Raw genomic sequence first — 26,252 nt, 5'->3', positions numbered from 1 at the left:
GTCAGAGGGCTTCGGCATGAGAAGCACTGATCCGCACGATTCGTTTAACCTGCAACGCTTTGTCCAGGCGCAAAACCCTGTGTATGACCGGGTTCAGGCCGAATTGAACGCCGGTCACAAGCGCAGCCACTGGATGTGGTTCGTGTTTCCACAGTTTGCCGGGCTGGGTGACAGCGAAATGTCCCGACGCTACGCGATCCGCTCCCGGGAAGAAGCCCAAGCCTATCTTGATCACCCCGTGCTGGGTGCCCGGTTGCGCACGTGCACCCATGAAGTCCTGAACATCCAGCAGCGGTCGGTGGCGGCGATTTTCGGCCACCCCGACGACTTGAAATTTCATTCCTCGATGACCCTGTTCGCCCAGGTCGCGGCCAGGGACAGCCCGTTTCATCAAGCCTTGAACCAGTACTTCCACGGCATCCTGGACGATTGGACCCTGTCGCTGCTGGACTCAAAACAGGCCCAGCTGCCCCCCAATCAAGGTTGAGAAATCGTCGTCGACAAACGGCAGGATTGCGTCTGCCACCGGTTGCAGCTGTTTGCTGACGTAGTGGTCGTAATCGATCGGCGCGCTGCGGATCTCCAGCGGTTCGGGGCCGGCCACGGTGATCACGTAGCTGATCCAGCCACCGTTCTGGTACTGCCGCGGGCGGCCTTGCCGGTCGTTGTAATCATCGGCGATACGCGCCGCCCGCACATGGGGCGGGACGTTGCGCTCGTAGTCGTCAAGGGTACGGCGCAAGCGCTTGCGGTAGACCAGGCGTTCATCGAACTTGCCGGCCAGGGTCCGGGCCACGTAGTCGCGCACATAATCCTGATAGGGCTTGCGCTGGAAGATGCGCTGGTACAGCTCCTGCTGGAATTGCCGGGCCAGCGGCGACCAGTCGGTGCGCACGGTTTCCAGGCCTTTGTAGACCATCTCGTCGGTGCCGTCGGCGCGCGTGACCAGCCCCGCGTAACGCTTCTTGCTGCCCTCCTCCGCACCGCGAATGGTCGGCATCAGGAACCGCTTGTAGTGGGTTTCGTACTGCAACTCCAGCGCACTCTCCAGGCCGTACTCCTGCCGGACATGCTCGCGCCACCATTGGTTGACGTGATCCACCAGGGCACGGCCGATCCCGGCGGCTTCCTGTTGGCCATGGGCGCGACGCAGCCAGACGAAGGTCGAATCGGTGTCGCCATAAATCACCGTGTGGCCCTGGGCTTCGATCAACTGGCGGGTGCGCAGCATGATCTCGTGCCCGCGCAAGGTAATGGACGAGGCCAGGCGCGTATCGAAAAACCGGCAACCGCTGGAACCGAGCACGCCGTAGAAGGCGTTCATGATGATCTTCAGCGCCTGGGACAACGGCGCGTTGTGCTCGCGCTTGGCGGTTTCCCGGCCTTCGGCGACCCGGGCGACGATGGCGGGCAGGCAATGCCGGGTGCGGGAAAACCGCGCCCCGCGAAAGCCCGGCACCGAGTCGCTATCGTCCGGATGCTTGAGCCCTTCGATCAGGCCCACCGGGTCGATGAGGAAAGTGCGGATGATCGAGGGGTAGAGGCTTTTGTAGTCGAACACCAGCACCGACTCGTACAGCCCCGGTTGCGAGTCCATGACAAACCCGCCGGGGCTGGCCTGCGCAGGCTTGCCACCGAGGTTCGGCGCGACGAAGCCCTGGCGGTGCATCAACGGCATGTAGAGGTGGGTGAACGCCGCCACCGAACCGCCCATGCGATCGGCCGGCAAACCGGTGACACTGGCCCGTTCCAGCAGGAAGGTCAGCAACTCGGTCTTGGCGAAGATCCGCGTGACCAGTTCGCAGTCCTTGAGGTTGTATTTGGCCAGCGCCGGCTTGTCCTCGGCGAACATGCGGTTGATTTCGTCCATGCGCTGGTACGGGGTGTCGATGGCCTTGCCTTCGCCCAGCAGGGTTTGCGCGACGTTTTCCAGGCTGAAGGACGGGAAATTCCAGGTCGCCGAACGCAGGGCTTCGATGCCGTCGATGATCAGCCGGCCGGCGGCGGAGGCAAAGTAGTGGTTGCCGTTGCCGTGTTCACGCCACTGCATTTCCTCGCCGCCGCGCCCCAGCTTCAGCGGCACCCCCAGTTGCCGGGCGTGTTTGTGCAACACCCGCAGGTCGAACTGCACGACATTCCAGCCAATCAGGGCGTCGGGGTCATGCCGGGCGAACCACTCGTTGAGTTTCTTCAGCAGTAGCGTGCGCGACTCGCAGTATTCGAGCTGGAAATCCACCTCGCTGTCGTCGCCATTGGCCGGGCCGAGCATGTACACCTGGCGCTCGCCGCAGCCTTCCAGGGCAATGGAATACAAATCGCCCTGGGCGGTGGTTTCGATGTCCAGGGACACCAGCCTCAGGTTGGGCCGGTAATCGGGATCGGCTTTCATCTGCGCGTCGAGCAACAGGCCATCAGCCCCCAGCGTGCCGCCAAAACGCACCGGCGCGGTGATGAAGCGCTCCATCATGTAGCGCTCCGGCGGGCGCACGTCGGCTTCGTACACCTCGACGCCCGCCCGGCGCAGCGTGGTTTCCAGGCGCATCAATTGCCCGTGCTGCCGGCAATACAGGCCGGCGACCTGACGGTGTTCGAAATCCTCCAGGGCCAGCGTACGCAGCTCGACGTTTTTTTCGTCGTGCAACAACGCCTCGGCCTGCTCGCGCTGGCAAGCGGGAATGAACGCCACCGACGGCTGATGAGGCAGGCGGATGCGCCGGGGACCGCTGTCGGTCGCCAGCCAGAACTCGACTTCCGTACCCGCCGGGGTATCGCGCCAATGCCGGGTCAGGACGAAGCCCTGGGGTAAATCCACCACTGCAAACCTCGGATTTGATTCAGGATGTTGATTCTACGCGTCATTGCAGGTGGATGCGGTCCTCTTGTGGGAGCGGGCTTGCTCGCGAAAGCGGAGTGTCAGCCAATGCATGGGTTGACTGACACGCCGCTTTCGCGAGCAAGCCCGCTCCCACAGGGTGAGTGCATGGGGTTTACTCGAGAAAAACCGCCAAATGACGTTTTTTGCGCGTTATCCGACGCTTTCGCCCTTGCCCTGCGCGCTTGGGTCTACGATTCTTCAAGGACAACGACAACACCCGGGAAACCGCCATGAAAACCGTCGCGCAACTGCTCAAGCTCAAAGATCAGAAAAACCAGGAAGTGCACCAGATCAAACCCGATCACATGGTGCTGGAAGCGCTGATGAAGATGGCCGAAAAGAACGTTGGCGCCCTGCTGGTGGTGGACAACGACGAAGTGCTGGGCATCATCAGTGAACGGGACTACGCGCGCAAACTGGTGCTGCATGGCCGTTCTTCGGTGGGTACGCCGGTACGCGACATCATGGTGTCGCCGGTGATCACCGTGGACACCCACCAAACCGTCGATACCTGCCTGGGCATCATGTCCGACAAGCGCCTGCGCCACTTGCCGGTGGTGGAAAACGGCAAGCTGATCGGCCTGCTGTCGATCGGCGACCTGGTCAAGGAAGCCATCGCCGAACAGGCCGAGCTGATTCGCCAGCTGGAGCAGTACATTCGCGGCGAATAACTCAAGCTCACCGCATTCCATTGTGGGAGCGGGCTTGCTCGTGAAAAAGGTGTATCAGTCGACCAATGTATTGGCTGATGTACCGCTTTCGCGAGCAAGCCCGCTCCCACATTTGATTTCTGGTGTTCAGGATGGCCAATGCCGGGCGAAGACCGGCGCCAGCGTCGGGTGGCGGTCGATGCGGTCCAGCCAGGCGGAAAAACCCGGTCGGGTTCGACGCAGATGCTCGCGGCTTCCCGCCCAGCGCGTGATCACCGCCGCCAGCACGTCCAGTGCCCCCGGTGCCTCGTCGTCCAGATACAGCGCCGCCGAGAACTGATCGGCAAACACTTCCCAACTCCAATGCAGACGCGCACGGCTGCCGACCATCAGGTTTTGCCGCGAGGCTTCGTCCGCATCGGCCAGCCAGCGTTCCGGGAAGTCGATGGCGCCGATGGCCGTGTAACAATTGCTGACAATAAAGACCATGCCGCGTATGGCCTGGTCGCGATCGGCCGGGTCGGCCGGCAGCAGGTTCGACTTGGGAAACGCCAAGCCGAGGTGAATCAGGATGGCCGCGCTCTCGGTCAGGATGCTGCCGTCCGGCAATTGCAGTGTCGGGATCTGCTTGAGGGGGTTGAGCTTGTGCAGCTCCTGGGCCGCTTCGGCAGAGGCCTCGACATCGATGAAGCGAAAGGGAACCCTGCACAGCACAAGGGCTGCCTCAATCGCCGCAGCGCCAGAATTTTGATAACCATAGAGCTGATACATACACACCTCCTCGGGACGCGCTCCCCAGCCACTGATTTTGCGCCGCTCAACCATTTTTCACGTGCACTGCATCCAAAACGTCCTTCCAAGGGTAGTCCCTGTAGCAGCCCCTGATGCTGCCCATCCACGGAGAGTTTTTGATGAACGCCAAACAGCTGATTTGCCTCCTCGGTTTGTTCACTGCCGTCCCGGCGGCCTACGCCCAGACCGGCCTGCCCGAAAGCATCAAGGTGCCGGACGGACACAAAGTCGCCCTGGAAACCACCGGTGTCGGCGAAATCACCTACGAATGCCGGGACAAGGCCAATGCGGCCGGCCAGACCGAATGGTTTTTTGTCGGGCCCAAGGCCGTGCTCAATGATCGTAGCGGCAAGCAGGTCGGCACCTATTTCGGGCCACCGGCGACCTGGCAGGCCAAGGACGGATCGAAGATCACCGGCACGCAACTGGCGGTCGCCCCATCGACTCCGGGCAACCTGCCTTATCAATTGGTCAAGGCCAACCCGGCCGAGGGCAAGGGCGCCATGAGCGGTGTGAGCTACATCCAGCGTGTCGCCCTCAAGGGGGGTGTAGCGCCCAGTACCGAGTGCACCACCGCCAACAAGGGCAAACAGGAAGTGGTGAAGTATCAGGCGGACTATATTTTCTGGGCCGCCAGCTGAACCACAGGATCCCCGGTAGGTACGGGCGTGGTCCCACACAGGTCGGGATTGTTTGCTAGATTGCATACGACCTGGCACCACGCCCCCCATTGACGGCTGAGAGCAGTGTCCTTGCCCGAGAGCTTTTTCGACTACGAAGCCCACCTGGCCGCCTGTGCACGCGGCGAGCGACAGGCCCTGCGCGATTTGTACGTGCAGGAAAGCCCGCGGCTGCTGGGGGTTGCCAAACGCCTGGTCCGGGACACCGCGCTGGCCGAAGACATCGTTCACGATGCCTTCCTGAAAATCTGGGCAGGCGCGGCGCGCTTCGACCCGGCGCGGGGTTCGGCGCGGGGCTGGATGTTCAGCGTCACGCGGCACCTGGCACTCAATTTCATCCGTGATCACAGCCGCGAGATCCAGGGCGACATCGACGTGGCGGATGACGTTGACGCCTTCGATGTCCAGGGACACTCGGCGCGCATCCACCTGTGCCTGGAGCAACTGGAGCCTGCACGACGCAACTGCATCGTGCATGCCTACGTCGACGGTTATTCCCACGCGCAGATTTCACAGAAACTCGGTACCCCGCTGGGCACGGTCAAAGCCTGGATCAAGCGGAGCCTGTCGGCATTGCGGGAGTGCATGGGATGACCAGCAGACCGACGGACGAAACCCCGCAAGCGCGCGATGAACTGGCCAGCGAATATGTATTGGGCACGCTCTCGGCCGAGCGGCGAATCGAGGTTCAACAACGCTTGCAGCATGATGTTCAGCTGCGCACCGCGATAGACACCTGGGAGAGTCGCTTGCTGGGCCTGACCGAACTCGCCGAGCCGCAGACCCCGTCGGCGCATTTGTGGCAGCGCATCGAACGCAGCGTGAATGCCTTGGGCCGGGCTCCCGCCACAGCGAATGCAGAGCCGTCCGTTGCCTGGTGGAACCGGCTGCCATTGTGGCGATCACTCACCGGCGCAGGGCTGGCGGCAACGGTGCTGCTCGGGACGATGCTGCTGACGCAAACCCCGGTCAAACCGTCGTATCTGGTGGTGTTGGTCGCGCCTCAGGACAAGGCGCCGGGGTGGGTGATCCAGGCCAGCAACCCGAGGGAAATCCAGCTGATCCCACTGGGCGTCGTCGAGGTTCCCGCCGACAAGGCGCTGGAGTTCTGGACCAAGGCGGAAGGCTGGCAAGGTCCGGTATCCCTGGGGCTGGTGAAACCCGGGCAAACCCTGAAGGTGCCATTGGACAAGCTGCCGCCACTGGAACCGAACCAACTGTTCGAACTGACCCTGGAAAACCCTTCGGGCTCGCCGATCGGCAAGCCCACCGGGCCGATTCAGTTCATCGGTCGCGCGGTGAAGGTGCTCTGAGCCCGCGCACCCGTGCGCCGCAACATCATGATCACGATGGGCAGCGAGCGCGTCCTATCAATCGCGTCGATGTTCGCAATCAACTCAATCAAGTTCTGTTAAAAATCCTGCGGCGTAACATCAGCTCCATACAAACCAACAACACCCCGGAGCACACGATCATGAAACGCCAAATCTTCCTCAGCATCGCTTTCTCGGTTTTCGCAGTGAACGCTTTCGCCGCTACTTTTGCTCAACCTGTCGTCGCTGAAGGCGGCTCGGATCGCCTGATCGAAAGCCGGGTAGCTGAAGGGGGTTCGGATCGTCTGCAACAAAATCGTGTGGCTGAGGGTGGCGCTGATCGCCTGCTGGAAAAACGTGCGGTGGCCGCTGATGGCTCGGATCGCCTGCACGGCAACACCGTAGCGGCTGACGGTTCCGACCGTCTGCACGGCAACACCGTAGCGGCTGACGGCTCCGACCGTCTGCACGGCAACACCGTCGCCGCCGATGGTTCGGATCGCCTGCACGGCAACACCGTAGCGGCTGACGGCTCCGACCGTCTGCACGGCAACACCGTCGCCTGAACACATTGCTCCACCGCTCCTGACAAAAAGCCCGGCCTGATCAGCCGGGCTTTTTCATGCCTGCGATAATGGTTGGCTGGACGCCCGCGAAGATCACAGCCTTCGGCATCGCGAACAATTGCTCTGTAGGAGCTGCCGCAGGCTGCGATCTCTTGATCTTAATCCGCGCGCGCCAAACAGCGCTGATAACGCTCATCGACCCGTTTGGCAAACCACGCCGTGGTGAGTTTGCGGGTGATTTTCGGGCTTTGCAGCACGATCCCCGGCAGTACCGCACGGGGCAATGAACGGCCCTCAGCCTGTTCGGCCAGGGCGAAGACCCGCTGATAGAGGTCACTGTTCTCGAACGCCAGCGTGTTGCCCTGCTCCAGTTGATCCCTGATAGTCGGATTGCGCATCTCCAACTGCTTGCCGAGGGCGCGCACGGCCTTTTCCGTGGTGCCGGGCATGATCGAGTCATACCGGACCAGATCGCCGTCCAGCGCCAGCGGGATGCCCGAGGCCCGACTCACGGCGTTCTGGAACGCAGCGTTGCGACTGGCGTACCAGCCGGCATTGAAATCGGCAAAACGATACAGCGGTTGCTTGTAGCTGACCGGATATCCCAGCAAATGCGCGATGCCGAAGTACATGCCGCCCCGGCGGGAAAAGACTTCACGGCGAATCGAGCCGTCCACCGGATACGGATAGTCCTTCGCCTCCTTCTCGGCAAACTCGATGCTGACCTGCATCGGGCCGCCGGTGTGCACCGGGTTGAACCCCGCGAACAGGGTCTTGCCCATGGGCACCATGCCGATGAAGTCATCGAAAATCGCGCTCAGCTCCTTTTCGCTGCGGGCTGCATTCAGGCGGTCGCTGTAGCTTTTGCCGTTGGGTGAGCGCACCTGCAACGCACCGCTGACCAACAGGCCGGGAATGTGCGCGCTGGCGGCCCGGCGGTCGATTTCGTCACGGGCGATCTTGCCCAGGCCCGGCACGGACGGATCGGCCTGGAAGGTCGATTCCTGCTCGGTGACGGCCAGCACCGAACAGAGGTTTTGCGTGGTTGGTTCAATCTGCTGCGCGGCAAACGCGGCCTGGATATCCGTGGCCCAGCCCTGGCGGTCGACGGTTTTGGCCGGCAACAGGCGGACGATCTGCGCCCGGACCTCGGCGGGCTTGCGCGCCGGGGGTTCCTGGGTCCGTTGACTGCCGCAACCGGCCAGCACCAGCAAGGCGGCGACGCTCATGATCAATCGATGGGCTTGCATGGTGCTCCTGGTCATTGACTGCGCCGGATCAACCATAAGGCCGATGGCAGGGTGCTGGCTATGACCGTTGCCCACAAGCGCCGTTCCCCGCGCCTACACACCCCATGCAAGCTCGGTTCCTGCAAATAGCTGTGATACGCATTATTGATTTCTGATTGTTGATGCATCACCCCCCGCTTGGCGCATGGCCTGGCTGTCCGGCCTGTTTGGACCATACTTGCCTGACTCGTTAAGGAGGACAGGTCATGCAACGTAGCGACGTGTTGATCATCGGTGCCGGCCCGACCGGACTGGTACTGGCACTGTGGCTGAGCAAACTGGGTATTCGCGTACGGATTGTCGACAAGGTATCCGCCGCCGGCACCACGTCGCGGGCGGTGGCCGTACAGGCGCGAACCCTGGAGTTGTACCGTCAGCTTGACCTGGCCAATGTGATCATCGAGAAAGGCCACCGCGTGGCGGCGGCCAATTTCTGGGTCAAGGGCAAACCCGTGTCGCGCCTGCCCTTGAGCCGCGTCGGTGAGGGCCTCACGCCCTATGCATTCATGGAAATATTCCCCCAGGACGCCCACGAACGGCTGCTGATCGACCGCCTCGAAACCTTCGGCATCAGCGTCGAACGCGACACCGAACTGCTCGGCTTCGAGGAAACCGGCGACGACATCATCGCCACGCTGCGCCTGCCTGACGGTCAGCAGGAAATCTGCCAGGCCTGCTACATCGCCGGTTGCGACGGTGCCCGGTCGATTGTGCGCAAGACTCTGGACACCGGATTCCCCGGCGGCACCTATCAACAGATTTTCTATGTCGCCGATGTGCAGGCCAGTGGACCGGCGTCCAACGGTGAACTGCATGTGGACCTCGATGAAGCGGACTTCCTGGCCGTGTTCCCGCTGGACGGTCAAGGCCGTGCGCGCTTGATCGGCACGGTCCGCGATGAGCGGGCCGAGCGCGCCGAGACCCTGCGATTCGAAGACGTCAGCAGCCACGCCATTGAAAATATGCAAGTGAACATCGAGCAAGTGAACTGGTTCTCGACCTACCGCGTGCACCATCGGGTGGCGGATCACTTTCGCACCGGACGTGCGTTTTTACTGGGCGACGCCGCTCATGTGCACAGCCCCGCCGGTGGCCAGGGCATGAACACCGGGATTGGCGATGCGATCAACCTCGCCTGGAAACTCGCCGCCGTGTTGAGTGGCGGTGCCAAGGCCCAGTTGCTCGCCAGCTTTGAAACCGAACGCATGGCCTTTGCCCGCAAACTGGTGGCCACCACCGACCGGGTCTTCACCTTCGCTACCGCCGAGGGCCGCGTGGCCGACCTGCTGCGCACGCGCGTGGCGCCGTTCCTGCTGCCGAAAATGGCCTCGTTTGAAAAGTCCCGCGAATTTCTCTTCCGCACGGTGTCGCAGATCACCCTGAACTACCGCGGCATGCCCTTGAGCGCGGGCGTTGCCGGGCACGTTCACGGCGGCGACCGCCTGCCCTGGGCGCACGATGGCGAGGGCGACAATTTCGAACCGCTCAAGTGTCCGACCTGGCAGGTGCATGTGTATGGCGACACCAGCGACGAGATGATCGCCTGGTGCCACGAGCATCACCTGCCCCTGCACGTGTTCGACTGGCGACCGGCATTTGAAGCGGCGGGCCTGGGCCGCAACGGGTTCTATCTGTTGCGTCCGGACACCTATGTGGCGATTGCCGAAACCTGTTCGGACCCGAAGGTGATCGAGCGGTATTTCCGGGACCACGGGATCCGGCCGTTTTTCGGCAGAGCCTGAGTTCACCAAAAATCCCCTGTAGGAGCGAACCTGCTCGCGATGGCGGTGTGTCAGACAACAGAAATGTTGAATGTCAGACCGCATTCGCGAGCAAGCCCGCTCCCACAAGGGGATCTGTGGTGGGTTTTAGATCCCCGCCAACGCCAGGTCCATCGCGAAGTAAGTAAAGATCAGATCCGCCCCTGCCCGCTTGATCGCCCCCAGGCTTTCGCGCACCACGCGATCTTCATCGATGGCGCCGGCCTGCGCGGCGAATTTGATCATCGCGTACTCGCCGCTGACCTGGTACGCCGACAGCGGCAGGCGCGAGGCTTCGCGGATGTCGCGGATGATGTCGAGGTAGGCACCGGCCGGCTTGACCATCAGCGCATCGGCGCCCTCCTGCTCGTCGAGCAGCGATTCACGCACCGCTTCGCGGCGGTTCATCGGGTTCATCTGATAGCTTTTGCGGTCGCCCTTGAGCGCGCTGCCACCGGCTTCACGGAACGGGCCATAGAGCGCCGAGGCGAATTTGGTCGAATAGGCCATGATCGCCGTCTGGCTGAAACCGGCTTCATCGAGCGCGCGGCGAATGGCCTGGACCTGCCCGTCCATGGCCGCCGACGGCGCAATCACATCGGCCCCGGCACGGGCTGCAGCCACCGCCTGTTTGCCGAGGTTGATCAGGGTCTGGTCGTTATCGACTTCATGGTGGTGCAGCACGCCGCAATGGCCATGATCGGTGTATTCACAGAAACAGGTGTCGGACATGACGATCATTTCCGGCACGGCATCCTTGGCGATGCGCGACATGCGCGACACCAGGCCGTTCTCATTCCAGGTGTCGCTGCCGCTGCTGTCCAGGTGGTGCGACACACCGAAAGTCATCACCGACTTGATCCCGGCCCGGGCATAACGCTCGATTTCGCCGGCCAGCTTCGATTCCGGGATGCGCATCACCCCGGGCATGCTGTTGATGGGGACAAAATCGTCGATCTCTTCCTCGACGAAAATCGGCAGCACCAGGTCGTTCAGGCTGAACTCGGTTTCCTGGAACAGGCTGCGCAGGCTCGCATTGCGGCGCAGACGGCGTGGACGTGCTTCGGGGAACTGGCTGGACATGGGTATTCCTGAAAAATCGGGGACGAAGGCACACAAAATCCTGTAGGAGCGAGCCTGCTCGCGATGGTCGTCAACGATAACGCGACAAACCAGACACTCCGCGGCGATCCGGGGATTTTCGCGAGCAGGCTCGCTCCTACAGGGTATGCGGTGTTTCAGTTGGAGAGGGGTTTCGGGATTTCCAGGCCGCGCTGCACCGCCGGCCGCGCCAGGAAGCGCTCCAGCACCCGCGTGACGTTCGGGAAATTCTGAATGCCCACCAGGTCGCCCGCTTCATAGAAGCCGATCAGGTTGCGCACCCACGGAAAGGTCGCGATGTCGGCAATGGTGTAGCGCTCGCCCATGATCCAGTCCCGCCCTTCCAGGCGTTGATTGAGGACACCGAGCAGGCGTTTGCTCTCTTCGACATAGCGGTCACGGGGACGCTTGTCTTCGTAGTCCTTGCCGGCGAATTTGTTGAAGAACCCGAGCTGGCCGAACATCGGGCCAATCCCGCCCATCTGGAACATCAGCCACTGAAGGGTTTCGTAGCGCGCCGCCGATTCCTGGGCCAGCAGTTGCCCGCTCTTGTCGGCCAGGTAAATCAGAATCGCCCCGGACTCGAACAGCGCAAGCGGCTGCCCATCCGGGCCATGGGGATCGAGGATGGCCGGGATCTTGTTGTTGGGGTTCAACGACAGGAATTCGGGGGACATCTGATCGTTGGTATCGAAACCTACGCGGTGCGGCTCATACGGCAGGCCGATCTCTTCGAGCATGATCGAGACCTTGACGCCGTTGGGGGTCGGCAAGGAGTACAGCTGAATCCACTCCGGATACCGGGCCGGCCATTTTCGGGTGATGGGGAACGCAGACAAATCGGTCATGGGCAAGGTCCACGGGAAAATTGAGAATGCCGATCATAATGGAGATAACCCGCGATGCGACGGTCGGGACCATCATTATCACTGATGGTGAAGATCGAAGAGATTACCGCGCCGCTGCGCTGCACTGCGTGTACGGTGTCCACAAATCCGCAACATCCTGTCGATAACCTTCGCTGCAATCCGTTCGAGGTTACCGGTAGATTGCTGCGCCCTCAGGCCGGAATCGAACCAAATGGGCTTCAGAGGACTCTGAGCACTGCCCTTTTGAAACGGATCGGCTTCACGACATGGAAAACACCCGACGCAGGAAATTCGCGGTGTAAAGGTTTGTCAGCCTTAACCCAATACGCTGAAGAACCCATTTTTTCATGAAGAACTTTCTGAAACTCGCCAATCGCTTCAAACATCGCGCCTATATTTTCCTGCCCGCCCTGCTGGCGGCCAGCGCGTTGTTCATGTTGCTGGAGTCCCGCGAAAGTCGCGCTCAACAGGCGGACGGCACCCAGACGCTGGTGTTCCTGCGCCACGCGGAAAAACCCGTCGGCGGCCTGGGCCAGCTCAATTGCCAGGGCCTGAACCGGGCCATCGACCTGGCCACCCTGCTGCCGGAAAAATTCGGCAAGGCCGACTTCGTGTTCGCCGCCAACCCGACACGCAACGTCGAGGAAGGCGAACTGGACAACTCCTACAGCTACATCCGCCCGTTGATGACCATCAGCCCCAGCGCGATCAAGCTCGGCTTGCCGGTGAACATCAACTTCGGGGCGAACGACACCAGCGACCTGGCCGATGAGCTGCTCCACGACAAGTATCACAACTCGGTTATCTACACCGCCTGGTCCCATGGTTATCTGCCGGAACTGATCAACAAGGTCGCCGGGGAGGCGCTGGGCAAGAAGCAGAAAATCACCGAGGACTGGGAATCCAGCGACTACGACTCGCTGTTCGTCCTGACCCTGACCTGGCACAACGGCAAGGCCAGCCTGGTCAGCCACAGCTACAAGCAAGGATTGGATAATGGGCAGGAGACGTGCCCGACCTGAGATTTTCGGTGGCTGTCCGGGCCCCTTCGCGAGCAAGCCCGCTCCCACATTCGACTGCTTGAAGACATGTGGGAGCGGGCTTGCTCGCGAAAGGGCTGGCAAATCCACCCTCACCCTCTCTGCCTGCCCCGCTCTCGCAGGTACTCAATCACCGCCCCCCGCTCCCCCGCAAACTCGATCCGCGCGCCTTTCTTCTCCCGCTGAAACGCGTACATCGGGTCGTAATACTCAACCAGCAACGCCTCGATCCAGCCCCGGTGCACCTCCACCGTGCCGCTGCGTCCCTGCTCGGCCAGGGCATCCTCCATCACCAGCATCAGCCGTCGATGCCGTTCGCCCCCCAGGCGCTTGCGCACATTGTTCAGACTGTCCAGCATGCGCTCCGAAAACAGCACAAAGCCTTCATCGCCATGCACATGGATGAATTCGGCACACAGGTCCACCACGTAGTCACGCAGGATCCGCTCGACCCGCCCTTGCAGGCTGTCTTCGAGCCAGACCATCGGATACTGCTGCATGCCCTGATACAGCGGCAACGGCAGCGCACAACGGCCGATCGCGCGGTTCTCGTCTTCCAGCACGAAGTGTTCAATGCCGTGGGCACGCTTTTTCAGCAGGTCCACCGCCAGGCGGTTTTCGAAGTCGATATTGGTCGGTTGGCCGGTGGCGCGTTTACCGAAGCTGGAGCCGCGATGATTGGCGTGCCCTTCAAGGTCCAGCCCGTCAGGCAATTGCGTCAGCACCTCGGTTTTGCCGGTGCCGGTCATGCCGCCCAGCAACACGAAGTCACATTGGGCCACCGCCTGATCGACCGTGTTCATCAGGAAGTGCCGCATGGCCTTGTAGCCACCGGCGACTCGCGGACAATCGAGGCCCGCCTCGGCCTTGAGCCATTGCTGGACGATTTGCGAGCGCAAGCCGCCGCGAAAACAGTACAGATAGCCATCGGGATGCGCCCGGGCAAAACCGGCCCAGGCCTGGATACGCTCGGCCTTGATCGCGCCGGACACCAACTGATGGCCCAGCTCGATGGCCGCCTGCTGACCGTGCTGCTTGAAACAGGTGCCCACCCGTTGCCGCTCCTGATCGTTCATCAGCGGCAGGTTGACCGCACCGGGGAACGCGCCCTTGGAAAACTCGACCGGCGCGCGCACATCCATCAGCGGCCGGTCGTTGAGGAAGAGGTCGCGGTAATCGGTGAAGTCGGCAGACATCAAGACACCTCGACGGCGTGGCTCTGTCGCTCGACCAGCTCGCCGATGGGTTCAAGGTTCAGGCCCAGTCCGGCGGCGACGTCGAGAAACGCCTGATTGCCCGCTGGCGTCACCGCGACCAGCAGGCCGCCGCTGGTCTGCGGGTCGCACAGCACCCGTTTATGCAGCTCCTGCAGCCGCCCCAACTGACTGGCGTAGCTGTCGAAGTTGCGCAAGGTTCCGCCCGGCATGCAGCCCTGTTCCAGGTAATACTCCACACCCGGCAGGCGCGGCACCCGGTCGTACTGGATACGCGCGGTGAGCCCGCTGCCGTCCGCCATTTCCACCAGATGCCCCAGCAAGCCGAAACCGGTGACATCCGTCATGGCGCTCACGCCGTCGAGTTTGCCGAAGCGACTGCCGGGCTTGTTCAGGGTGCACATCCAGTCGCGGGCCAGGCCGATGTCGGCGGTGCGCAACTTGCCCTGCTTTTCGGCCGTGGTGAGGATGCCGATGCCCAGGGGTTTGGTGAGGTAAAGCAGGCAACCGGCGGTGGCGGTGTCGTTGCGCTTCATGTGGCGTTTTTCCACCAGCCCGGTGACGGCCAGGCCGAAGATCGGTTCCGGCGCGTCGATGGAGTGCCCGCCGGCCAGGGGAATGCCCGCCTCGTCGCACACCGAGCGGCCGCCACGAATCACTTCCCGGGCAATCTCCGGCGCCAGCACATTGACCGGCCAGCCGAGTATGGCGATGGCCATCAACGGGTCGCCGCCCATGGCGTAGATATCGCTGATGGCATTGGTGGCGGCGATGCGGCCGAAATCGAAAGGATCGTCGACGATCGGCATGAAAAAATCGGTGGTCGAGACCACGCCGCGCTCTTCATCAATCGAATAGACCGCCGCGTCATCGCGCGAAGCGTTACCGACCCAGAGCCTGGGGTCCAGGTTCTGCGCCCCGCTGCCGGCCAGAATCACTTCCAGGACTTGAGGGGAAATCTTGCAGCCACAACCGGCACCGTGGCTGTACTGGGTCAGGCGGATCGGCTCGTTCATCGCATAGACCTCCAAGGATCGGTGCGACCGAGTCTAGCCCTGTGGGAGCGGGCTTGCTCGCGAAAGCGGTGTGTCCGGCACATCAATGTTGAATGATGCACCGCTTTCGCGAGCAAGCCCGCTCCCACATTTGATTGTGGTTACGGCAACAGAATCACTTTGTCGCCGCTGCCCTGGTTGACGTCCGCATAGCGCGCCAGCCCGTCGGCCAAGGGCGACTCGAACAATCCTTGCGGCAACGGCAACAAATCCTGATCGAAGAACTGGCCGAACTGATCCAGCATCGCCGCACAGGCCTGCACGCCGTACAGCAACGAGTTGATTCCCACCACCGAACCGCCCTTGCGATACAGCGCCAGCGCCGGCAACTGCACCATGCCGTCCACCGGTGCGGCGATGATGGCGATACGCCCGAACGTGGCCAGTGCCGCGACGGAGGCTGGCAGCCAGAAGCCGGTGGTGTCGAAGATCACATCCGCGCCACCGCTGAACACCGCATTCACCTGCGCGCCCAGATCCTCGGGCTTGTCCAGTTGCAGGGTCTGATAACCCTGGGCTTGCAAGTCGCTGACCTGCTCGGGCCGGCGCGCCGCTGCCAGTACCTGGGCGCCACGCACTTTCGCCAACGCCAGCGCGGCACTGCCCACCGCGCCGCCGCCGATCACCAGCAAGCGGGTTTCAGCGGTCACCAGGCTGCGCTCCAGCGCGTCCCACGCCGTGGTGTAGGGCACGCCAAGGCTGGCGGCTTGGGTAAAGCTCAAATGCGTGGGTTTCAGGGCGACGCCGTTGGCCGGCAGTTTGACGTACTGCGCATGGGAGCCATCGGCGAAAAAGCCCAGCTCCCGGCCCGTGCCCCACACCGTCTGGCCGATCAGTGATGGCGGGCCCTCGACGACGATCCCGGCAAAATCGCGACCGGGAATGCGCGGCAAGGTGGTGTAGGGAAAACGGCCCAGGACGTTCTTCACATCGCTGGGGTTGAGGCCGGCCGCCTTGATCTCGACCAGCACCTCATCAGCGCCGGGCACCGGGGTCGGCACCTCGACGTAGCGCAGGGCCGAGAGATCGCCGGTTTTGTCGAACTGCAATGCTTTCATGACGTTTTCATCCAATCAGAAATAGAAATTCAAGAGATCCAGCCAGCGACCAGCTGCCGGCCCATCGGCCAGAGTTTTTCCCCGGCCAGCATGCCGAGCAGGCCGATCAGCGCGACGGCCGGAGGTGCGGGGGAACGAAAGTCCAGGGCGCCGTAGAGCAGGCCGACGCCCAGGCCGATCACCAGTGAAATGAAGTAGCTCATGGCAGACTCCGAGGGCCATTGAGGGATGCCTGAAGTCTAGAGAGGGGGGAGCGCGAGCACCGGCCAAGTGCTTCGGAATATCGGCCAAACCGCCCTGAATTCATGGAACCTGTAGGAGCGAGCATGCTCGCGATGGACGTGAACGATAACCCGTGCTTCCTTAATTAACGTGGTGCGCTTGAGTCCATCGCGAGCATGCTCGCTCCTACAGGTTTGGGTTCGCGGAAAATTGTGAGGGGGCGACGCCCAGTTCGCGGCGGAACATGTCGCTGAAACTGCTGGGGGAATAGCCCAGCTCACGGGCGATGGCACTGACGGGCACCCCCTGGATCAACTCGGCGGCCGCCGTCGCCAGTTGCACCTGGCGCCGCCACTCGGCGAATCCCATGCCCAGGCCGTCCTTGAACAACCGCGCCAGGGTGCGCACGCTGGCGCCGGCATTTTCCGCGTGTTGTTCGAAGGCAATGTCCAGCGATGGCTGGGCCATGACGGCCTGGCACAGGTTCATCAGACGCCGGTCAGAGTCGTCCGGCAGCGGTATTTTCATCAGCGAGCGCCGGGCTCGCTTGAGCTCCAGCAGCGCCAGTCCCACCAATGCCTCGTAATAGTCCGCCGCGCCGTCATCACCCTGCTCCACCAGGCCGATGATCAACTCGCGCAGCAGCCCGCCCACTTCGATCACCTGGACACTGTCATCCAGGGTCGCCGCCAGGGACGGGCGCAGGTAGATGTTGCGCATTTGCAGGTCCGACACCACACGAATCCCGTGCGGCACACCCGGCGGCAACCACACGGCCCGTTGCGGCGGCACCACCAGCGCCTCATGGGGCGTCTCGACCCACATCACCCCGCTCATCGCATACAGCAACTGCCCCCAGGCATGCTCGTGCGGCTCGATGAACAGCCCGCGCGGATAGGTACGCGCCAACGGTTGGACGGGCACATCGGTGTCACTGAGGTCAGGTGGGGCGGCAAGGGCCATGGGCAATGATCATGGGGGTTCAGGGAAGTTTCATGGTAACGATGCGTGCAGCCGATCGCCAGCATGTGCAACCGTCTGACAATCCGACTGAATTTTCCGTTTGGCGCGTGATCCGTTTATGTACCACAGGGAGGAATACGGGCCATATGAACAACGCAAAACTCTTCGTCATCGAATACACCCTTCATGGCGCGCCCAAGTCGTTCATTATCCGGCTGGATAAAATGGACAATGCCGAGGCCTGGCATTGGGCGAGTTGCGACGCCGGTGTTGGCAGGATTCCGCGTTTTGGCCGGGAAAAGGTACAAAAGACCAGCAAGCCGATGGCAGAGAAATTCGGCGTGGAAAATGTCAAGTGGCGACCCGCGAACTGATGCCTGAAACGGGCACCTCATCAGCTGAAAGCGGAGCCTGACCAGGCTCCGTTTTCCTGTGCACGATCGCTGTCAGCCATGGGCGCACTTGCAGCCTTGATGGGCGCACTCTTCGCCGTGCTCGTGGTGCTTGGCGCAGGCTTCGCAGCAAAAGTGCTTGCCGTGACGCACGATCGGATGCTCGCCGAGCTTGCAGTTGCATTTAGGACAGTCACATTTACGGTCATCGGTCATGGCGCGGACTCCTTTTGGGGTGGTCGTCGGGGGCGGGATAACCCACCCGCCTTACCAGTGTAGGAGCTGCCGCAGGCTGCGATCTTTTGATCTTGTTTTTAACAATCAAAGTCAAAAGATCGCAGCCTGCGGCAGCTCCTACAGGGAGCGGTGTCAGACCCGGCTGCTGCTGCGATACATGAACACCAGCGCCAGGCCCAGGAGCACCATCGCCAACACCCGACTGCCGGACAATTCGATCGCCGGATTGCCCAGCCAGCCAAAGTTGTCGATCAACATCCCCATCCCCAACTGCCCGACAATCACCGCCACCGTCGCCACCGCCGTCCCCACCCGCGGCACCGCGCCGACCATCACCATCATGTAGACGACCCCAAACAACGCACCGCTGAGCTGCCATTTCGGTACGTCCAGCAGGCTGACCGCGTGGGCCGGCTCGAAAAACAGAATCAACAGCCCGGTGCTCACCGCGCCCACCACGAACGTCAGCAAACTGCTGCGCAGCACACCGACCGTTTCCCCCAGGCGTCCGTTGATCGCCGCCTGCACACTCAGCACCGCGCCGGCCGCCACGACCACCGCCAACAACATAATCAGACTCATCATTACCCCCGAGCGATCAGAACAAGTGCCGCGACAATCAGCAGCAAGGCCAGCCAGCGTTCACCGTTGACCTTTTTACGGGTGGCGCCGAACCAGCCGAAATGGTCGATCAGCACGCTCTTGCCGACTTGCCCGGAGAGAATCGCGATCATGGTCATGGCGATGCCGATGTGCGGCGTGGCCAGCGTCAGCACCACCACGTACATGGGCCCGAGAAAGCCGCCGATCAGTTGCCAGCGCGGCAACTCGCTCAGGGCCGGCCCCCGTTGCGGGCCGCTGAACAGCAACAGCAGGAACAGAATGGCCGAGCCGACCCCGAAAATGCTCAAGGTCGCCCATAGATGACCGACCTGCGAACCCAACGGCCCGAGCAAACCAGCCTCCACGGAAAGCCCCATGCCGGCCAGGATGACCAGCGGCAGCAGCAGAAGCCGCAGGCCCGGTTTGGCCGCGGGTGTCGCGGCGATATCGATTGAAGAAGATTGCATAGCGGAATACCTACCCGTCATCAGATAAAACACCAACCCCTTGTGGGAGCGGGCTTGCTCGCGAAGGCGATGTGCCAGGCAACAGAAATGTCGATTGATACACCGCTTTCGCGAGCAAGCCCGCTCCCACAATTATCGGGGTAGCGATCCTTTGCGATAAATGGGAGCATCCTGACAACACTTTTGCGCAACTCGCACAGCAGGATGGGTCATGCAGGGCTTCAACGAACTGGGATTCAAGGCACTACGGCTGTTTGTCGCGGTGCTCGACCATGGCAGCTTTTCCGAAGTCGCCCGCCGCGAGGGCCTGGCGCCCTCTTCGATCTCGCGTCAGATCCAGTTGATGGAGCAGGCCCTGAGCCAGCAACTGCTCTACCGTCACACCCGCGCCGTCACGCCCACCGAAGCCGGGCGCATGCTCGGTCATCATGCCCGGCTGGTGCTGGTGCAACTGGAAGAAGCCGAACAGGCCTTGCAGGAACAGCAAAGCGAACCCGGCGGCCTGGTGCGGATCAATGCGCCGGTGGTGTTCGGCCAACGGCACCTGACGCCATGGCTGGGGCGGTTGTGCGAGCGCTACCCGAAACTGCAACTGGATATCCAGCAGACCGACAGTTACATCGACCCGTTGCAGGAAGGCGCCGACCTGCTGTTCCGCATCGGCCCGCTGCACGATTCCGGCATGCAGGCACGCATCCTCGCCCCCCATCGCTTTCAAGTGGCGGCGAGCCCGGCCTACCTGCAACGACACGGCACGCCGCAACACCCGCAGGACCTGGCGGATCACGATTGCCTGGCCTACAAGGGCGTGACCGGCCAACAACGCTGGTTCTTCCGCCAAGGCCAGCAGGCCTGGACGCCCTGGTCGGTGAAAGGCCCGATCACCGGCAACCACGCCGACACCCTGACCCAGGCCGCCGAACAGGGCCTGGGGCTGGTGATGTTTCCGTCGTGGCTGATCGGTGAAGCGGTGCGCAACGGCACGCTGGTGACGGTGCTGGGCAACTATCAGGTGTCAAACAGCCTTGAGCCGCAGCAGATCGCCGTGCTCTGGCCGGGTAGCCGGCGTTTGTCGGTGAAGGTCAGGACGGTGATCGATTTCTTCGTCGAGTGTTTTGGCGAGGTGCCGTATTGGGACAGGCCTTAGCTCAAACACCACCAACCCCATGTGGGAGCGGGCTTGCTCGCGAAGAGGGCGTGTCAGGCAACAGCGCTGTCGACTGATACACCGCCTTCGCGAGCAAGCCCGCTCCCACATTTTGTTTGGTGGTGTCAGATACGGAACTGTCCGACCAGGCTGCCCAGGCGCTGACCGAGGTCCGCCAGGCTGCGCGATGTCTGCGCGCCCAATTGGGTCTCGCCCGCCACGTTATCCACCGCCACCGCGATCTGATGCACGCTGCGGTTGATCTCCTCGGCCACGGCGGTCTGCTCTTCGGCGGCGCTGGCGATCTGTGCGTTCATCGAATTGATGGTGGCGATCAGTTGCGCCATGGTGTCCAGGGAAGCGCCGGCTTCGTTGGCCTGGGCCGAGGTGCCGTCGCCGGCCTCGCTGGAGCGGCGCATGGCTTCCACCGCCGACTGGGTGCCGGCTTGCAGGCGGTCGATCATGCCCTGGATTTCCTGGGTGCTGATCTGCGTGCGACTGGCCAGCGCCCGGACTTCATCGGCCACCACCGCGAACCCCCGACCGGCTTCACCGGCACGGGCCGCTTCGATCGCCGCGTTGAGCGCCAGCAGGTTGGTCTGTTCGGCAATCGAACGGATCACCCCGAGCACGCTGACAATCGACGACACGTCCTTTTGCAGGCTGTCGAGGGACACGCCGCTGCTGCGAATGTCATCCACCAGCGCATGAATCTTGACGATGCTGCCGGCCACCACACGCTTGGCGGCCTGGCCTTCTTCATCAGTCTGCTGGGCGGCCACGGCGGCGTTTTGCGCACTCTTGGCCACTTCCTGGGCGGCGGCCGACATTTCATTGATCGCCGTGGCGACCTGATCGGTTTCGTGGCGCTGGCGCTCCATGGCCTTGTCCGAACGGTGGGCCTGGTCGGACACCTGGGTCACAAGCCCGGTCAGTTGCGAGGTCATTTCGGTGATCTGGCGCACCAGGCCGTGGATCTTGTCGACGAAACGGTTGAACGAGCCCGCCAGATCGCCCAGTTCATCCTGGCTGCTGATGGACAGGCGCCGGGTCAGGTCGCCCTCGCCCGCCGCGATGTCGTCGAGGTTGGCCTTCATCAGGTTCAGCGGACGCAGGATGGTGTTAGCCAACAGCATCCCCGCCGCCGCGATCAGCAACAGCACCACCACCGCCACGCCGACGATGCTCAGCACCACGCCTTGCATGCGTTCCTCAACCTTGGCTTCGACCACCGCCACTTGGGCCTCGATGCCGTCGAGGTTGACCGAAGTGCCGACCGCCATGTCCCACTTCGGCAGGTATTCGGTGTAGCCGAGCTTGGGCACCAGCACTTGCGCATTACCCGGTAGCGGCGAGCTGTATTGCAGGTAATGGGTGCCGTCCTTGGCCACTTTCACCAGGTCGCGGTTGACGTAGACGCCATTAGGGTCGCGATTGTCCTTGAAGCTCTTGCCCACGCCCTCCGGGTCGTTGGCCTTGAACAGGCGCACAGTCTCGGAGTCGTAGCCGAAGAAGTAGCCTTCCTTGCCGTACTTGATGCTCGACAGCAACTTGATCGCCTGGGCCCGCGCCGCGTCATCGCCCTGGGCGGCGGCGTCGTACAGCGGCTTGATCGTGGTCATGGCCACGGCCACGTAGCTTTGCAGGGTGGCCTTGGCATCGCTGAGCAGGCGCGCGCGGGTCTCCTCGACCTCGTGCCGCGCCTGGCCCTGCAAGATAAACAAGGTGGTCAGGCTGATGACCAGCGCAAAGAGCAGCACCGGGAGGACGGCAAGGGACAGGACTTTAGCCTTCAGGCTCATGCGCATGACGTTCACTCTTTTGATTTTATTGGCGTGGTTAAAGGCTTTAACGGCACGCCGGGTCAAAAGTTGAACCCAAAAAAGATCGCAGCCTTCGGCAGCTCCTACAGGGGAATGGTGCCCACCTGTAGGAGCTGCCGAAGGCTGCGATCTTTTGATCTTCTGTTTTTTACAGCACCATCGCCGCCAGCCAGCCAAACGCCAGTAACGGCAGGTTGTAATGCAGGAAGGTCGGGACCACGGTGTCCCAGATGTGGTGATGCTGGCCGTCGATGTTCAGGCCGGAGGTCGGGCCGAGTGTGGAGTCCGAGGCGGGCGAGCCGGCATCACCGAGGGCGCCGGCCGTGCCGACGATGCACACGATGGCGATCGGGCTGAAGCCCAGCTGCACGCACAGAGGCACGAAAATCACCGCCAGGATCGGCACCGTGGAAAACGACGAACCGATGCCCATGGTCACCAGCAGGCCGACCAGCAGCATCAGCAAGGCGCCGATGGCCTTGCTGTGGCCGATCCAGGCCGCCGACGCCTCGACCAGCGTCTGCACCTCCCCGGTGGCCTTGATCACTTCGCCGAACCCGGACGCGGCGATCATGATGAAGCCGATCATCGCCATCATCTTCATGCCTTCGGTGAACAGGTCGTCGGTGTCACGCCACTTGACGATGCCCGACAGCGAAAAAATCAGGAAGCCGGCCAGCGCACCGATGATCATCGAGTCCAGCAGCAACTGGACAATGAACGCCGCCGCGATGGCCAGGCCCGCCACCATCAGGCTCAGCGGGTTGTACTGCACCGCGACCTGTTCCACTTGCTCGATCTTTTCCAGGTCGTAGACGCGCTTCTTGCGATAACTGATAAACGCCACCCCGAGCCCCACCAGCATGCCCAGCGCCGGGATGCCCATGGCGTGGGTGACGTTGATGCCGCTGATGTCCACGCCGCTGCGGGCGACGTTGGCCAGCAGGATTTCATTGAGAAAAATATTGCCGAAGCCCACGGGCAGGAACATGTACGGGGTGATCAGGCCGAAGGTCATGACACAGGCGATCAAGCGGCGATCCAGCTGCAATTTGGTCAGCACATATAGAAGCGGCGGCACCAGCAACGGAATAAAGGCGATATGAATCGGCAAGATGTTCTGCGAGGCGATGGCCACCACCCACAGCAGGCCGATCAGCAACCACTTGACCTGGCCGCCGCCGCTGGCGTGTTGGCGATCGACCATTGCCAGCGCCTTGTCGGCCAGGGCGTGGGCCAGGCCGGACTTGGCGATGGCCACGGCGAAAGCGCCCAGCAAGGCATAGGACAACGCCACCGTCGCCCCGCCGCCAAGGCCGCTGTTGAACGCCTTGAGTGTCGCGTCGATGCCCAGGCCACCGGCCAGGCCACCCACCAGCGCCCCCACGATCAGCGCGATGACCACGTGCACGCGGGACAGGCTGAGTATCAGCATGATGCCGACCGCGGCAATCACTGCATTCATTTCATTAACCTCGAGACAAACGAAAAGACTCCGTCTGGCAGTCTGCGAGAGCCGCCAGCGGATGAAGGAATGGGTTTTATTAGAGGGCGCGCACTGTGCCGCAGAGTGGGGCCGGTGTCAAAGCGCCTGGGCATATGTAACGGCATGTGAATACCTGTAGGAGCGAGCCTGCTCGCGATGAACGATCAGGCACCGCGGGCCTTCAGGCTCCCCGCGTTATCGTTGACGACCATCGCGAGCATGCTCGCTCCTACAGGGGGATAGACGGGATAAAGAAACCGGATTTGCGGCCGTTACAGTGCAAAGTCTCAGATATTTATCGAATAAGGACGTTGCCATGTCGCTCAGACAACTTTCCATCCAATGGAAAATCACCCTGCTGGCCGGGTTGTGCCTGGCGGGCATCGTGACCCTGCTGGTGGGGCTTTCGCTGTATCGCATGGAGCACAGCTCTGCGCTTGTGAAAGCCTCGAGCATGGAGATGTTGACCGAAGCGGCCCAGGCGCGAATCGAATCCCAGGGTGAAAACCAGGCGCTGGGCATTCGCCAGCAGTTCATGGACGCCTATCAATACGGCCACGGCTTTTCGCGCCAGGTGCTGTTTCTGCGCGACCAGGCCGAAAAACGCTTTCTCGATGCCTTCGACCTGCGTGAAGACCTGACCCGCCAGGTCAAGTCGGCCCTGCAAGCCAACCCGGAATTGCTCGGTCTGTCGCTGGTGTTCGAGCCCAACGGGCTGGACGGCAAGGATGAGCTGTTCGCCGGCCAGAGCGAGGTCGGCAGCAACGAAAAAGGCCGGTTTGCCCTGTACTGGTCGCAACCGGTGCCGGGCCAGCTGACCGCCATGCCCCTGCCGGAAAAAGACATCGCCGACACCAGCACCGGCCCCAGCGGCGAAGCGGCCAATGCCTGGTTCACCTGCCCGCGCGCCCAGCTCAAGCCCTGCGTGATCGAACCGTATTTCTACGTGATCGACGGCCAGAACGTGCTGATGACCAGCATCGTTTTCCCGTTGATGGTCAACGGCAAGCTCATCGCATCGCTGTCGGTGGACATCAACCTCAACAGCCTGCAAGCGGTCAGCCAAGGCGCGAGCAAGAAGCTCTATGACGGCCAGACCAGCGTCAGCATCGTCAGCCCGGCCGGTCTGCTCGCCGGCTACAGCCCGGATGCCAGCAAGCTCAGCCAGCGCCTGGAGGCTGTGGATAAACGCACCGGCGCCGAGCTAATGCGCATGCTCGCCTCCGCCAGCAAGACCACCAGCCTGCACAGCGATCAACAGCTCAAGGTGCTGGCGCCGTTCCAGCCGATTCCGGGCGGCAAAGCCTGGGGGGTGTTGCTCGACGTGCCGGAGAAAGTGCTGGTCGGTCCTGCCGAAGCGCTGAAAAAACAACTGGATGAAAGCAACACCGCCGGCACCCTGATCGAACTCGGCCTGGGTGTGCTGGCCGCGTTGATCGGCCTGCTGCTGGTGTGGCTGATGGCGCGCAGCGTGACCAAACCGATCCTGGGCGTGGCGCACATGCTGGAAGACATCGCCAGTGGCGAAGGTGACCTGACCCGCCGCCTGGCCTACGACAAACAGGACGAGCTGGGCCAGCTGGCCGGCTGGTTCAACCGTTTCCTCGACAAGCTGCAACCGATCATCGCCGAGGTCAAACGCTCGGTGCAGGACGCGCGCAGCACCGCCGACCAGTCCTCCGCCATCGCCACCCAGACCAGCGCCGGCATGGAGCAGCAATACCGCCAGGTGGATCAGGTCGCCACCGCGTCCCACGAAATGAGCGCCACCGCCCAGGACGTCGCCCGCAGCGCCGCCCAGGCCGCCCAGGCCGCGCGGGATGCCGATCAGGCAACCCGCCAGGGCCTGACCGTGATCGACCGCACCACCGCCAGCATCGGCAACCTGGCCGCCGACATGAGCGCGGCGATGGTGCAGGTCGAAGGCCTGGCCGCCAACAGCGAGAAAATCGGATCGGTGCTGGAAGTGATCCGCGCCATCGCCGAACAGACCAACCTGCTGGCGCTCAACGCCGCGATCGAAGCGGCCCGCGCCGGTGAAGCCGGACGTGGCTTTGCCGTGGTGGCCGATGAAGTGCGCAACCTGGCGCGGCGCACCCAGGAGTCGGTGGAAGAAACCCGCCTGGTGATCGAACACCTGCAAAGCGGCACCCAGGATGTGGTGGGCTCGATGGGCAACAGCCATCGCCAGGCCCAGGGCAGCGTCGAGCAGGTCGGCCAGGCCGTGACGGCCCTGCGCCAGATCGGCGACGCGGTGACGGTCATCAGCGACATGAACCTGCAGATCGCCAGCGCCGCCGAAGAACAAAGCGCGGTGGCCGAAGAGATCAACAACAACGTGGCGACCATTCGCGATGTGACCGAGTCACTGTCGGGGCAAGCCAATGAATCGGCGCGGGTGAGCCAGTCGCTCAACCGCCTGGCCAATCAACAGCAGAGCCTGATGGACCAGTTCCGCGTGTAACCCCCCTGTTCCACACAAACCCTGTGGGAGCGGGCTTGCTCGCGAAGGCGGTGTGTCAGTCAATGAAGATGTTGTCTGACACACCGCCTTCGCGAGCAAGCCCGCTCCCACAGGTTCTCCTACAGGTTCTATGTCCGCCGTGATGGCGAGTGGATATCTGAGCAAAGCCGATTATGCTTCTAGAGA

The 26,252-nt window shown here is 62.5% G+C and carries 26 protein-coding genes and 2 pseudogenes; 12 read left to right on the top strand and 16 right to left on the bottom strand.

All coding sequences use genetic code 11. The features are described from left to right. Nucleotides 1-16 precede the first annotated feature (16 nt). Nucleotides 17-487: a DUF1810 domain-containing protein gene (locus F8N66_RS00715; RefSeq protein WP_150768354.1), complete on the top strand. Its 471-nt coding sequence runs from the start codon at nucleotides 17-19 to the stop codon at nucleotides 485-487. On the opposite strand, the gene F8N66_RS00710 is transcribed toward F8N66_RS00715, so the two are convergent. Then, nucleotides 452-2,812 carry a DNA polymerase II gene (locus tag F8N66_RS00710; RefSeq protein WP_150768353.1) on the bottom strand — a complete coding sequence of 787 codons (2,361 nt, stop codon included), beginning with the start codon at nucleotides 2,810-2,812 and terminating at the stop codon, nucleotides 452-454. The genes F8N66_RS00715 and F8N66_RS00710 overlap by 36 nt on opposite strands. A gap of 293 nt (nucleotides 2,813-3,105) precedes the next feature. On the opposite strand from F8N66_RS00710, the gene F8N66_RS00705 reads away from it, so the two are divergent. Then, nucleotides 3,106-3,546: a CBS domain-containing protein gene (locus F8N66_RS00705; RefSeq protein ID WP_008021710.1), complete on the top strand. Its 441-nt coding sequence runs from the start codon at nucleotides 3,106-3,108 to the stop codon at nucleotides 3,544-3,546. 126 nt (nucleotides 3,547-3,672) lie between these two features. On the opposite strand, the gene F8N66_RS00700 is transcribed toward F8N66_RS00705, so the two are convergent. After that, complete coding sequence (locus F8N66_RS00700; RefSeq protein ID WP_150768352.1) at nucleotides 3,673-4,296, bottom strand: glutathione S-transferase family protein; 624 nt, start codon at nucleotides 4,294-4,296, stop codon at nucleotides 3,673-3,675. A gap of 140 nt (nucleotides 4,297-4,436) precedes the next feature. On the opposite strand from F8N66_RS00700, the gene F8N66_RS00695 reads away from it, so the two are divergent. From F8N66_RS00695 to F8N66_RS00680, 4 genes are all read left to right on the top strand, one after another. Then, nucleotides 4,437-4,958, top strand: coding sequence for a DUF3455 domain-containing protein (locus tag F8N66_RS00695; RefSeq protein ID WP_150768351.1), 522 nt, complete (start codon nucleotides 4,437-4,439; stop codon nucleotides 4,956-4,958). Between the two features lie 105 nt (nucleotides 4,959-5,063). After that, entirely contained in the window at nucleotides 5,064-5,591 is a 528-nt protein-coding gene (locus F8N66_RS00690; RefSeq protein ID WP_150768350.1) for a sigma-70 family RNA polymerase sigma factor, read from the top strand. Beyond that, nucleotides 5,588-6,310, top strand: coding sequence for an anti-sigma factor domain-containing protein (locus tag F8N66_RS00685; protein ID WP_150768349.1), 723 nt, complete (start codon nucleotides 5,588-5,590; stop codon nucleotides 6,308-6,310). Before F8N66_RS00690 ends, F8N66_RS00685 begins: the two co-directional genes overlap by 4 nt. Before the next feature lie 161 nt (nucleotides 6,311-6,471). After that, nucleotides 6,472-6,876, top strand: coding sequence for a hypothetical protein (locus F8N66_RS00680; RefSeq protein ID WP_150768348.1), 405 nt, complete (start codon nucleotides 6,472-6,474; stop codon nucleotides 6,874-6,876). Nucleotides 6,877-7,034: 158 nt separating this feature from the next. Here F8N66_RS00680 and F8N66_RS00675 read toward each other — a convergent pair whose 3' ends face one another. Next, nucleotides 7,035-8,126, bottom strand: a complete 1,092-nt coding sequence (locus F8N66_RS00675; protein ID WP_150768347.1) for a DUF1615 domain-containing protein — start codon at nucleotides 8,124-8,126, stop codon at nucleotides 7,035-7,037. Nucleotides 8,127-8,371: 245 nt separating this feature from the next. On the opposite strand from F8N66_RS00675, the gene F8N66_RS00670 reads away from it, so the two are divergent. Then, a complete protein-coding gene (locus F8N66_RS00670) occupies nucleotides 8,372-9,907 on the top strand; it encodes an FAD-dependent oxidoreductase (protein WP_150768346.1) in 1,536 nt (511 codons plus the stop codon). Nucleotides 9,908-10,033: 126 nt separating this feature from the next. Here the strand turns inward: F8N66_RS00670 and hemB are convergent, their stop codons facing one another. After that, nucleotides 10,034-11,008 (bottom strand): porphobilinogen synthase, encoded by a 975-nt coding sequence (gene hemB, locus F8N66_RS00660; RefSeq protein ID WP_150768345.1) that lies wholly within the window; start codon nucleotides 11,006-11,008, stop codon nucleotides 10,034-10,036. A gap of 155 nt (nucleotides 11,009-11,163) precedes the next feature. Beyond that, the gene (locus F8N66_RS00655; protein ID WP_150768344.1) at nucleotides 11,164-11,874 is read right to left on the bottom strand and encodes a glutathione S-transferase family protein; all 711 of its coding nucleotides are present in this window, start codon (nucleotides 11,872-11,874) and stop codon (nucleotides 11,164-11,166) included. A 368-nt stretch (nucleotides 11,875-12,242) separates the two neighbouring features. On the opposite strand from F8N66_RS00655, the gene F8N66_RS00650 reads away from it, so the two are divergent. Then, a complete protein-coding gene (locus F8N66_RS00650) occupies nucleotides 12,243-12,917 on the top strand; it encodes a histidine phosphatase family protein (RefSeq protein ID WP_150768343.1) in 675 nt (224 codons plus the stop codon). 110 nt (nucleotides 12,918-13,027) lie between these two features. Here the strand turns inward: F8N66_RS00650 and mnmH are convergent, their stop codons facing one another. The 5 genes from mnmH to F8N66_RS00625 all read right to left on the bottom strand — a co-directional run bounded on the left by mnmH (nucleotide 13,028) and on the right by F8N66_RS00625 (nucleotide 17,447). Then, on the bottom strand, nucleotides 13,028-14,131 hold the full coding sequence (mnmH, locus tag F8N66_RS00645) for a tRNA 2-selenouridine(34) synthase MnmH (RefSeq protein ID WP_150768342.1): 1,104 nt from the start codon (nucleotides 14,129-14,131) through the stop codon (nucleotides 13,028-13,030). Then, nucleotides 14,131-15,165, bottom strand: a complete 1,035-nt coding sequence (gene selD, locus F8N66_RS00640) for a selenide, water dikinase SelD (protein WP_150768341.1) — start codon at nucleotides 15,163-15,165, stop codon at nucleotides 14,131-14,133. Before selD ends, mnmH begins: the two co-directional genes overlap by 1 nt. A 140-nt stretch (nucleotides 15,166-15,305) precedes the next feature. Then, nucleotides 15,306-16,262 (bottom strand): quinone oxidoreductase family protein, encoded by a 957-nt coding sequence (locus F8N66_RS00635; protein ID WP_150768340.1) that lies wholly within the window; start codon nucleotides 16,260-16,262, stop codon nucleotides 15,306-15,308. Nucleotides 16,263-16,291: 29 nt separating this feature from the next. Beyond that, complete coding sequence (locus tag F8N66_RS00630) at nucleotides 16,292-16,465, bottom strand: DUF1427 family protein (protein WP_110963981.1); 174 nt, start codon at nucleotides 16,463-16,465, stop codon at nucleotides 16,292-16,294. Nucleotides 16,466-16,670: 205 nt separating this feature from the next. Next, nucleotides 16,671-17,447, bottom strand: coding sequence for an AraC family transcriptional regulator (locus F8N66_RS00625; protein WP_150768339.1), 777 nt, complete (start codon nucleotides 17,445-17,447; stop codon nucleotides 16,671-16,673). A gap of 146 nt (nucleotides 17,448-17,593) precedes the next feature. Between F8N66_RS00625 and F8N66_RS00620 the strand changes: the two genes are divergently transcribed. Then, entirely contained in the window at nucleotides 17,594-17,821 is a 228-nt protein-coding gene (locus F8N66_RS00620; protein WP_008152143.1) for a DUF6555 family protein, read from the top strand. A gap of 72 nt (nucleotides 17,822-17,893) precedes the next feature. On the opposite strand, the gene F8N66_RS00615 is transcribed toward F8N66_RS00620, so the two are convergent. The 3 genes from F8N66_RS00615 to F8N66_RS00605 all read right to left on the bottom strand — a co-directional run bounded on the left by F8N66_RS00615 (nucleotide 17,894) and on the right by F8N66_RS00605 (nucleotide 19,146). Beyond that, nucleotides 17,894-18,055 carry a metallothionein gene (locus tag F8N66_RS00615; protein ID WP_128608523.1) on the bottom strand — a complete coding sequence of 54 codons (162 nt, stop codon included), beginning with the start codon at nucleotides 18,053-18,055 and terminating at the stop codon, nucleotides 17,894-17,896. A gap of 153 nt (nucleotides 18,056-18,208) precedes the next feature. After that, on the bottom strand, nucleotides 18,209-18,661 hold the full coding sequence (locus F8N66_RS00610; RefSeq protein ID WP_191622864.1) for a DMT family transporter: 453 nt from the start codon (nucleotides 18,659-18,661) through the stop codon (nucleotides 18,209-18,211). Then, entirely contained in the window at nucleotides 18,661-19,146 is a 486-nt protein-coding gene (locus tag F8N66_RS00605; RefSeq protein WP_150768337.1) for a DMT family transporter, read from the bottom strand. Before F8N66_RS00605 ends, F8N66_RS00610 begins: the two co-directional genes overlap by 1 nt. A 211-nt stretch (nucleotides 19,147-19,357) precedes the next feature. Here F8N66_RS00605 and F8N66_RS00600 point away from each other — a divergent pair, with 211 nt between their 5' ends. After that, nucleotides 19,358-20,293 carry a LysR family transcriptional regulator gene (locus tag F8N66_RS00600; protein ID WP_150768336.1) on the top strand — a complete coding sequence of 312 codons (936 nt, stop codon included), beginning with the start codon at nucleotides 19,358-19,360 and terminating at the stop codon, nucleotides 20,291-20,293. 125 nt (nucleotides 20,294-20,418) lie between these two features. Here the strand turns inward: F8N66_RS00600 and F8N66_RS32045 are convergent, their stop codons facing one another. From F8N66_RS32045 to F8N66_RS00585, 3 genes and pseudogenes are all read right to left on the bottom strand, one after another. After that, complete coding sequence (locus F8N66_RS32045; protein WP_412070713.1) at nucleotides 20,419-21,174, bottom strand: methyl-accepting chemotaxis protein; 756 nt, start codon at nucleotides 21,172-21,174, stop codon at nucleotides 20,419-20,421. Nucleotides 21,175-21,276: 102 nt separating this feature from the next. Then, nucleotides 21,277-22,095 (bottom strand): annotated as a pseudogene (locus tag F8N66_RS32040) (cache domain-containing protein); the annotation flags it as partial. Nucleotides 22,096-22,264: 169 nt separating this feature from the next. Beyond that, nucleotides 22,265-23,581 (bottom strand): Na+/H+ antiporter family protein, encoded by a 1,317-nt coding sequence (locus tag F8N66_RS00585; RefSeq protein ID WP_150768334.1) that lies wholly within the window; start codon nucleotides 23,579-23,581, stop codon nucleotides 22,265-22,267. 337 nt (nucleotides 23,582-23,918) lie between these two features. Between F8N66_RS00585 and F8N66_RS32035 the strand changes: the two are divergent. Both F8N66_RS32035 and F8N66_RS32030 read left to right on the top strand, forming a co-directional pair. Next, nucleotides 23,919-25,208, top strand: a pseudogene (locus tag F8N66_RS32035) (HAMP domain-containing protein); the annotation flags it as partial. Between the two features lie 102 nt (nucleotides 25,209-25,310). Then, nucleotides 25,311-26,066, top strand: a complete 756-nt coding sequence (locus tag F8N66_RS32030; RefSeq protein WP_412070712.1) for a methyl-accepting chemotaxis protein — start codon at nucleotides 25,311-25,313, stop codon at nucleotides 26,064-26,066. Nucleotides 26,067-26,252: the final 186 nt, after the last annotated feature.

Source organism: Pseudomonas fluorescens (genome assembly GCF_902498195.1).
In the GTDB taxonomy this organism is placed as follows: Bacteria; Pseudomonadota; Gammaproteobacteria; order Pseudomonadales; family Pseudomonadaceae; genus Aquipseudomonas; species Aquipseudomonas fluorescens_BU.
Note: the sequence above shows the minus strand (reverse complement) of the source record. Positions and strands in the feature narration are given on the sequence as shown.